Here is a 6,773-nt window from a genome sequence, read left to right as displayed (position 1 = left end):
ACATCCGAAACCGCACGCCGAGCGGCTCTGTCAGGCTGGCTCCACCACTACAACAACCACCGGCCCCACACCGCCCTGGGCAACCTCCCGCCCATCAACCGTTGCACCAACGTCTCCGGGCAGTACAACTAGGGCCTCCCGGATGGTGACGATGCCCCGGTCGAGGTCGATATCGGACCAGCGCAGACCACACGCCTCGCCCCTTCGGAGTCCGGTGAAGGCCAACACCTCGAAGATGGCGCCGAGCCGGTGCCCGGCCGCGTGGTCGAGGAAGTCGGCCAGCTCGTCGGCCGACCAGGGAGCAGGCACCGCCCGGTTCACCGTCGGCAACTCGACGTCGATCGCCGCGTTGGTCGTCACGAGGCGCTTCCGCTTGGCGTCGGCGAGGGCGCTGCGCAGAGTTGCGTGGACGCGCCGGACCACCGTCGCACCCCGCCCCTTGGCGGTGAGGTCGGTGAGGAACTGCTCGACGTGCTCGGGCCGGAGGTCACCGAGCCGCACATGGCCGAGCTTCGGGACGATGTCTTGGTCGATGTGGCTTCGGTAGCCCGTGGCCGTAGACCGCCGGAGGAGTCCGTTCGCTTCCTTGGCAGCCAGCCAGGAGGTCAGGTAGGCCCCGAGGGTCAGCCGGCCGTCGTGGCGGTGCTCCCCGGTGCTGACCGAGTACAGGACGGCGGCCAGCGCGGCGTCTGCATCGGCCTTCGTGGCGAACCCGCCCTTGCGCTGCTCCCGACGCTTGCCGGTGCCGTCCCGGCCCACATCGGCCCGGTAGTACCACGAGCCGTGCCCTCGCTTGCTCAGGTCGGGACACGCCTTCAGCGGGCGCCCGGCCTCGTCACGGCAACCGCACCGCCGGAACGTCGAACCCTTCATCGCTGCTCTCCAGTGGCCTTCGGGGCGGGGCGGCGGACGTAGCGGGTCAGGGACCGGCGGATTGCGTCGCTGACCGTCTCCCCGCGCTCGGCGGCCCGGCGCTGCGCTGCCTGCCAGAGGTCATCAGGTATCCGCACGGCCCGGATGGGTGTGCGGTCGTGATCTCCGGCCGTGTCGGTGCGAACCATGCTCGGTCCCCTTCGATGAGTCCTCCTGCGGGCCGGTACAGCGTACCGCGTGTACATACACGTGTCTATACGTGGCTGAGTCAGGAATCATGAACGATGTTCACATAAGTGCAGCTCAGACCGCTGATGTTCAGTACCAGTAGAGGTCATCGCGTGCTATTCTGGTCACTAGTCGGGTGAGGCGCGATGCCCCCGACAGGAACGGCCGCCGCGAGGGCGACACCCCCCGAATCCACTTCGGAGGTCCGTGTCGCGGCTCGACTCGTCGGCGAGGGCCTCCACGTTCCAACGGAGGCCCTCGTGGCTGCTGCACCGAACATCACTGTCAACCTGGCCGACCTGCCGCCGGTCATTGACCTGTACCCGGACGCCGCCGGCGTGCTCGGCATCGGCCGGACCACCGCGTACGAGATGGCCCGGCAGGGAGAGTTCCCGGTCCGCATCATCAAGATCGGTGCGCGCTACAAGGTCGCGACGGCGGACCTGCGCGCACTGCTGGGCGTGCCCTCGTGAGCGACGAAAGCCGCCCCACCAGTGGTGAGGCGGCCTCCGACATCGGTGGGCCTGGCAGCTCCGATACCAAGGTTACCGCTCTGGACCGCCTGGTGGCGGCGCTGGCGGACCATGGCCGAGAAGTCGCGGACTACCCGGAGCCTCGTCGTCACGGCGAGGTCTACCTGGCGCAATGCCCGGCTCACGACGACGGCAACCCGTCGCTGGTCGTCTACGACCACGGCAGTCATATCGGGCTGTCCTGCCGAACCGGTTGCGATCGGCCCGAGATCGTGAAGGCGGTCGGGCTGAAGATGTCCGACCTCTTCAGCGCTGACTACCGCTACGAGGACGGCCGTGTCGTGCACCGGGAGTACGACGCGCACGGCAAGAAGAAGTTCCCGCAGTCCGGCAATCGGCAGGGCGGCGGTGTGCTCTACCGGCTCTCCGAGGTCGTGGAGGCCGTCGCCGCCGGCACCGAGGTTCACCTGTGCGAAGGCGAGAAGGACGCCGACACGCTGGCCTCCCTGGGCCTGGTGGCGACGACTGCACCTGGCGGGGCGGGTGGTCTCGCCCGGGTGGACGTGACGCCGCTGAAGGGCGCCCGGGTGATCGCCCACCCCGACCGGGACGCGGCCGGGGAGAAGTGGACGGTCACTGCCATGGAGTGCCTGGGCGACGGCCACGCGGCGTCCCTGAAGTTCCTCGGGCCGAAGGTCGGCAAGGATGTGACCGACCACATCGAGGCCGGTTACGGGCTGGACGAGTTCGTGCCGCTGATCCCGGCTCGGCACCCCCGGACGCAGGCGGTGCTCGACGCCGCGCTCGACGCTTCGGAGCTGGACGGTCTGCCCGAGCCGACGCCGCTGCTGACCGGGGCGCTCAACGCCTCGGAGTACGTCCTGCTGTCGGGGAAGTTCGCCACCTACAAGAGCTTCGTGGCGCTGGCGTGGGCCTTCGCGGTGGCGACCGGGAAGGCCTGGTCCGACCACTACACGGTGCCCGTGACCCGGCCGGTCGTCTACGTGGCCGCCGAGGGTGTGTCCGGCATCCGTAAGCGCCTCAGGGCGCTGGAGCGGCTGCACGGCGTCACCCCCGCGCCGGGCATGTTCACGGTCATCAGGCGGCCGGTGCGGCTGGCCATCCCCGAGGAGGTCGAGGCGCTGCGGCTGGTCGTCGCGGACAAGCGGCCGGCACTGGTCGTGCTCGACACCTGGCACCGGATGACGCCGGGCATCGAGGAGAACAGCGCGACGGAGACCGCTGTACCGCTCGACGTGGCGCTCCAACTACGGGACGACTTCGCCACGACCGTGCTGGTCGTCCACCACACCGGGCACAAGCAGCAGCACGCCCGGGGGTCGTCGGCGCTGGAGGACGACGCCGACGCCTCTTGGATGGTCCGGCTCGGTGACAGCGAGGACGCCGAGGACCGGGGGCCACAGACGCCCCGCACGCTGGTCCACCGCAAGAGCAAGGACGGCGAGACGGCCCAACCCGCCCGGCTGGTGCTCACCGTGGACGACGACGGCGAGGCGACCGTGGCAGTGGATCCGTTCGCGGCTCCGGTCCAGCAGGGACGGCGCGGGCGGCCTTCCAAGGCCGGCCAGCGCGAGGCGCAAGTGGCCGAACTGGTCGCGGCGCTGGACGACGCGGGGGTCGGCACGGACACCGGTTACCGGCAGGTGTGGGAGTGGGCCGCCGAGCGGGAAATGATCGTCACAGAGGCGGTCGCCCGCGAGGCGGTGAAGCGGCGACGGGAACGGCAGAACGGGACTACGGCGGCAGGTGCGGTAACTGCGGTGCCCCTTAAGGGGCAGGGCACCGCACTACCCGGAACCCTGCGGTGACAATGCGGTGGAAAATCGAACACCGCCCTCACCTGCGGAAACGCCACCCGCGGTGACTGTGGCAGAAAAGGACGGGGAAGTTTCCACCGCAGTTCCCGGTCACCCTGCGGTGGAAACCATTTCCACCGCAGCCGACCCCGCCGACTGGCAGCGCGAGCAGAACGCCCGGCGGCTGGTCTGTCCGGTCTGCGGCCAGGGCCGTCACCTCCCCGGAGGACTGGTCTGCGGCGGTGCCCGATGAGTAACCGACGGCGCCTGCCCCGTCCCCGGGTCGAGTGTCCGGACTGTTCGTCCGAGCTGCTGGCGCTACCCGACGGTCGGCCGTTCCTCATGCACTCGGACACCTGCCCTGCCTGGCGGGCACGAACAGCGGCACTGCGGGGGGTGGTCGGCGAGGACGTGCCGATCGTCGGCTACAGGTGGGTCCAGCCGTGACCGGCCAGCGCCCGCCGGTCGGGGCGGTCGCTCTGTTGGAACGGGTGTTGTGGCGGCACCGGAGCCTGCCGGACGCCGCCTGTCGGGGAGCGGCCCCCTGTTCGACCGGGACCAGCTCGACGGCGAGGACGAGGACGACCACGCCGACCGCCTCCGGCGCGCCGCTGCGGTCTGCCGAGGCTGCCCGGAGTGGCAGCGGTGCCCTGACCGCATCCAGCGGGTACCGGCCGATCCGGCGACAAGAAACGGTTGACAGCTCCCGGCCGCCGGTCCCCTCAACAGGGGGAACCGGCGACCGGGAGCCGGTACCTCGCGCTCAGGTAGGGGGCGATCCGCTGCCGCCACCGAGCCACGCGAGCAGCAGTAGCAGCGTCGGCCCCACGACGACGACGGCATTCGCCGATCGGGTCACGATCACCGCGATCACCAGGACAACGGCGGCCAAGGCGACAGCAATCAGTTTCTGGCTCGGACTGGGTGGCTTACTGGTTTGGTCGTCCCTGCTCGGTATGGTCAATGCGCCCTCCATGGTCATCAGCGTGGCCTGGGGACAAGACGACCCGCTGTTCCCGCAGCGGGTCGTTCTGCGTCTGGTGCAGTACGACCGCTGGTGTCTCGTCTCCACTTCGAACGCTAGTTCGGCTGTGCGACAACTTGGTGTCTTCTCGCCCGTTCAGCTCCGGCGTGTCCCGCTCCATGAGTGCCATGCGTCCCAAGCGCACCAGGCACACCCAGCACGCCTGGCTCATCAGTCACACATCGGGAAGCGGCGCCCAGAGCATCGGCGGCCGGGCGGGTGGAGGAACCCGCCTCGCGCGTGCGCGCGTGAGGGCACCGCATCCCCGGACCAAGATCATGCGCCCACGCCGCGCCCATCAGCGCGCTGACCTGCACGTTCATGCCCTCTACCTGATACGGAGTCAGGTGACGGCGCCCGCGACCGCGTGGAGATCGCCGCCCTACGTCCCGACCAGAAAGCTGCCCGGTACCGACCATAACCCTCTACTTGACAGTTACACTCGGATATGCCCCGCGCCGGTACCTACGCCAGCCGCCGGGACAGGCTGGCCGAGGTCATGGAGCTGAACGCCTCCGGCCTGTCGGTCACCTCGATAGCGGCCCGTCTCGGCATCCGGTCCGACTACGCCGCACGGCTGCTGAGCGAGGGGATCAACGCGCTGCCGACCGCCTCGGTCGAGGACTTGCGCACGGCGACGGAGCTGCGGCTCGACCGGATCGCCGGGGTCTGGTCGGAGCTGCTGTCCGACCCCGATCCAAAGGTCCGGGCGCAGGCGGCCGAAGGGCTGCGACGGACCGAGGCCGACCGCTCCCGCCTGCTCGGATTGTGGGTCCGACCACCGAAGGACGAGGACTGACGACCATGACGACCATCAGCCGACCCCGCGTCGATCTGCCCCACCCGGCTCTGGACACGGCGCCGCAGCCCGTCCGGGTGCCGTCGCCACGCTGGTCCGGCTGGACGGTGAGCGCAGCCGGGCGTGGGGGGCCGTCCGCAACCCCGAGCTGGCCATGCACAACGCCGGCCGCCAGGAGTCCGACGAGCTGGCCGCCGCGCTGGTCGACGGCGGCACTGTGAAGACGCGGACGAAGCCCGCCAAGCAGCGTGCGCAGGAGAACCTGGACGCCGCGACGGCGACCAGGGACGCCTACGAGAAGGCGTGCGCGATCGCCCACGCCCGCCTCGTCGCCGCGACCAGCGAGCACCGCGACGAGTGGGCCGCCGTCCTCGGGGAGCGCCAGCGCGACGCCGCTGACCGGTTGGCCGCCGCCGCTGCTGAGTTCACGGCTGCCGGTACCGACGTCGTCGCCGCCTCGGGACTGCTCGGGATGCTGGAGGCGGAAGACGGCCGGGTCGTCGCCCGTCCGTGGGCGCCGGCCGCCCACCTCTCCAACCTCGCCGCCCCGCTGGCCGAGGCCGTGGACGTCGTCCGTGCCGCCGTCGCTCTCGCCCCCGATCCGGCCGAGGCTCCCGCCGACTCCGACGACGACGACGACGAAGAAGTCGGCGTCTGATGACCGCCGCAGAAGCTCCCGCCGGGCGGTGTCCTTCGGGTCTGACCACCGTCCGGCGGGGCCGTACCGCTGGAGGTACATCGTGCCGCTGACCCGGCGGAAGGGCACCGTCTGCACCGAGCACGGCGAGAACTGCAAGCTGGCCGGCGGCTCGGACTTCACCTCCGCCCGCTGCGCCCGGAAAGTGGCCGACGCCTTCGGCCGTCCGGTTGCCGCCCCCGGGCCGGATACCGAGCTGGAGGAGCTGAGCCTCCTCGCCGCTGCGCAGCGGGACGGGTTGACGGTCGAGGAGGCCCGCGCACACCGCGACGCCGCGCGGGAGACGCGCACCCAGTGGTGGAACCGGCTGTCCCCCTTCAGCCGAGCGCAGGACATGGACGGCGCCGACGAGAAGATGTCCGCTGCCGTCCGGGAGGTGAAGGCGAAGCAGGCCGCCGAGCGGGCAGCCGAGGCGGAACGGGTAGCGGCCGAGGAGGCAGCCCGGCCGGTCGGCATCGAGCCAGCCGCCCCTTCAGCACGAGCGACCGGCCAGCGCCGACGCCTTCAGCGTCCCCAGGAGCCGACCGGCGTCGGGGTGGGGTCACCGGTACCCCCGGCGCCGGTCGCCGAGCAGCCACCGGCCAGACGACGGCGACGCCGGGGGCCGCAGTTCAGCTCGATCAACACCTGGCGCGATCCCGACGAGGACGAGGGCGACGACTACTGATGGCCGCCGGATCGAAGACGTTCACGACCCCGCGCCGGGACTGTAGCGAGGGTGCCGACCAGGCCGCCGTGCACGAGCGCAACCGCGCGCTGGTCGCACGCGCGATCCGCCGGCCGCTGGCCGACGTCGTCCTCGTCGGCGTGACCGACCACCCGGACGGCGCGTCCGTGAACCTCGAATACGGCTGGAGCTGAG

Annotated in this window: 8 protein-coding genes and 1 pseudogene; 7 read left to right on the top strand and 2 right to left on the bottom strand. The window is 70.9% G+C overall.

Features of this window, described 5'->3' with window-relative positions:
• Nucleotides 1-132, top strand: a 132-nt coding sequence (locus E4P40_RS28970; RefSeq protein WP_245160313.1) for an integrase core domain-containing protein, incomplete at its 5' end; no start/stop codon positions are given.
• Nucleotides 133-150: 18 nt separating this feature from the next.
• Here E4P40_RS28970 and E4P40_RS13240 read toward each other — a convergent pair.
• Nucleotides 151-873, bottom strand: a pseudogene (locus tag E4P40_RS13240) (Arm DNA-binding domain-containing protein); the annotation flags it as partial.
• A 488-nt stretch (nt 874-1,361) separates the two neighbouring features.
• Here E4P40_RS13240 and E4P40_RS13235 point away from each other — a divergent pair.
• Together E4P40_RS13235 and E4P40_RS13230 are read left to right on the top strand one after the other, a co-directional pair.
• Nucleotides 1,362-1,574 carry a helix-turn-helix domain-containing protein gene (locus tag E4P40_RS13235; RefSeq protein WP_209305298.1) on the top strand — a complete coding sequence of 71 codons (213 nt, stop codon included), beginning with the start codon at nt 1,362-1,364 and terminating at the stop codon, nt 1,572-1,574.
• Nucleotides 1,571-3,403, top strand: a complete 1,833-nt coding sequence (locus tag E4P40_RS13230) for an AAA family ATPase (protein WP_135159014.1) — start codon at nt 1,571-1,573, stop codon at nt 3,401-3,403. The genes E4P40_RS13235 and E4P40_RS13230 overlap by 4 nt, the downstream gene beginning before the upstream one ends.
• A gap of 751 nt (nt 3,404-4,154) precedes the next feature.
• On the opposite strand, the gene E4P40_RS13225 is transcribed toward E4P40_RS13230, so the two are convergent.
• Nucleotides 4,155-4,373: a hypothetical protein gene (locus tag E4P40_RS13225; protein WP_135159015.1), complete on the bottom strand. Its 219-nt coding sequence runs from the start codon at nt 4,371-4,373 to the stop codon at nt 4,155-4,157.
• A 490-nt stretch (nt 4,374-4,863) separates the two neighbouring features.
• Here E4P40_RS13225 and E4P40_RS13220 point away from each other — a divergent pair, with 490 nt between their 5' ends.
• The 4 genes from E4P40_RS13220 to E4P40_RS13205 all read left to right on the top strand — a co-directional run bounded on the left by E4P40_RS13220 (nt 4,864) and on the right by E4P40_RS13205 (nt 6,772).
• Nucleotides 4,864-5,214 carry a hypothetical protein gene (locus E4P40_RS13220; RefSeq protein ID WP_135159016.1) on the top strand — a complete coding sequence of 117 codons (351 nt, stop codon included), beginning with the start codon at nt 4,864-4,866 and terminating at the stop codon, nt 5,212-5,214.
• Between the two features lie 154 nt (nt 5,215-5,368).
• Nucleotides 5,369-5,872 (top strand): hypothetical protein, encoded by a 504-nt coding sequence (locus E4P40_RS13215; RefSeq protein WP_135159017.1) that lies wholly within the window; start codon nt 5,369-5,371, stop codon nt 5,870-5,872.
• Nucleotides 5,873-5,954: 82 nt separating this feature from the next.
• Nucleotides 5,955-6,578 (top strand): hypothetical protein, encoded by a 624-nt coding sequence (locus E4P40_RS13210; RefSeq protein ID WP_135159018.1) that lies wholly within the window; start codon nt 5,955-5,957, stop codon nt 6,576-6,578.
• The gene (locus tag E4P40_RS13205) at nt 6,578-6,772 is read left to right on the top strand and encodes a hypothetical protein (protein ID WP_135159019.1); all 195 of its coding nucleotides are present in this window, start codon (nt 6,578-6,580) and stop codon (nt 6,770-6,772) included. The genes E4P40_RS13210 and E4P40_RS13205 overlap by 1 nt, the downstream gene beginning before the upstream one ends.
• Nucleotide 6,773: the final 1 nt, after the last annotated feature.

The organism is Blastococcus sp. CT_GayMR20 (assembly GCF_004570345.1).
Note: the sequence above shows the minus strand (reverse complement) of the source record. Positions and strands in the feature narration are given on the sequence as shown.

Excerpts from the sequence above, each read along its gene's own strand:
- E4P40_RS13215 (WP_135159017.1), top strand. The coding sequence starts at position 5,369 with ATGCACAACGCCGGCCGCCAGGAGTCCGACGAGCTGGCCGCCGCGCTG.
- E4P40_RS13225 (WP_135159015.1), bottom strand. The coding sequence starts at position 4,373 with ATGACCATGGAGGGCGCATTGACCATACCGAGCAGGGACGACCAAACC.
- E4P40_RS13220 (WP_135159016.1), top strand. The coding sequence starts at position 4,864 with ATGCCCCGCGCCGGTACCTACGCCAGCCGCCGGGACAGGCTGGCCGAG.
- E4P40_RS13205 (WP_135159019.1), top strand. The coding sequence starts at position 6,578 with ATGGCCGCCGGATCGAAGACGTTCACGACCCCGCGCCGGGACTGTAGC.